Source organism: Kitasatospora sp. NPDC007106, from assembly GCF_040634455.1.
Classification (GTDB): domain Bacteria; phylum Actinomycetota; class Actinomycetes; order Streptomycetales; family Streptomycetaceae; genus Kitasatospora; species Kitasatospora arboriphila.
Genome location: NZ_JBEYFP010001430.1, coordinates 1 through 1,089, shown reverse-complemented (window position 1 = coordinate 1,089; position 1,089 = coordinate 1). Strand labels below are relative to the sequence as shown.

At 67.2% G+C, this 1,089-nt stretch carries 1 protein-coding gene and 1 pseudogene; both read right to left on the bottom strand.

The annotated features are described in order from the left end of the window. Positions 1-67: 67 nt before the first annotated feature. Positions 68-685, bottom strand: coding sequence for a K(+)-transporting ATPase subunit C (gene kdpC, locus ABZ641_RS39040; RefSeq protein ID WP_344622965.1), 618 nt, complete (start codon positions 683-685; stop codon positions 68-70). Positions 686-701: 16 nt separating this feature from the next. After that, positions 702-1,089: pseudogene (locus ABZ641_RS39035) on the bottom strand (potassium-transporting ATPase subunit B); the annotation flags it as partial.

The window sequence follows — 1,089 nt, the reverse complement described above, 5'->3', positions numbered from 1 at the left end:
CCCTCATGCGCCTCCATGCGGAACTGCCAGATCAAATGACCGTCAATGCCAGACCACTGGTGCGACGTCACTTGGTCTCGCTCAGTGCCTTGTTGAGCAGGACGACGTTGACGCCGGCCTGGCCGAGGTAGCCGAGCGAGCGACCCTCGGTGTACTTGCCGATCAGCCGGTTCAGCGTGTCGGCGGGCACGTTGCGCGCCTTGGCCACCCGGTCGACCTGCTCCTTCGCGTAGGCGACGGAGATGTGCGGGTCGAGGCCGGAGCCGGAGGCGGTGACCGCGTCCACCGGGACGCTCGCCGGGTCGACGCCGTCGAAGGCGGCGATCGCGGCGCGCCGGTCCTGAATCGTCTTCAGCAGGTCCTCGCTGTTCGGGCCGAGGTTGGACGCGCCGGAGGCCTTCGGGTCGTACGAGCCGGCCGAGGGGCGGGGCTGGAACCACTTCGGGTCCGGCTGCGCCTGCTCGTCCGGGTCGTCGGGGTTCTTCTTCGGCAGGTCGTAGCTCTGGCCGAGCAGGCTGGACCCGATCTCCTTGCCGTCGGACTTCACGATCGAGCCGTTCGCCTTCACCGGGAAGGCGACCTGGGCGATGCCGGCGACCAGCAGCGGATAGGCGAGGCCGAGGACGACGGTCATCACCAGCAGCATCCGCAGCGCGGTGAGGTGGGTTCGCAGAATGGTGGGCATGGTGTTCTGGCCTCTCTCAGCTCAGGCCGGGGATGAACTGGACGACCAGGTCGATCGCCTTGATTCCGATGAAGGGGACGACGAGGCCGCCGACGCCGTAGAGCCCGAGGTTCCGGGCCAGCAGCGAACTCGCGTCGGAGGGACGGTACTTGACGCCTCGCAGGGCGAGCGGGATCAGACCGACGATGACCAGGGCGTTGAAGACGATCGCCGAGGTGATCGCGGACTGCGGGCTGTGCAGGCCCATGATGTTCAGGTGCTTCAGGCCCGGGTACACGCCGGCGAACATCGCCGGGATGATCGCGAAGTACTTGGCGACGTCGTTGGCGATGGAGAAGGTGGTCAGCGCGCCGCGGGTGATGAGGAGCTGCTTGCCGATCTCGACGATCTCGATCAGCTTGGTG

What these genes read in the sequence shown, in the direction of transcription:
- kdpC (WP_344622965.1), bottom strand. Translation starts at nt 685, where the DNA reads ATGCCCACCATTCTGCGAACCCACCTCACCGCGCTGCGGATGCTGCTG.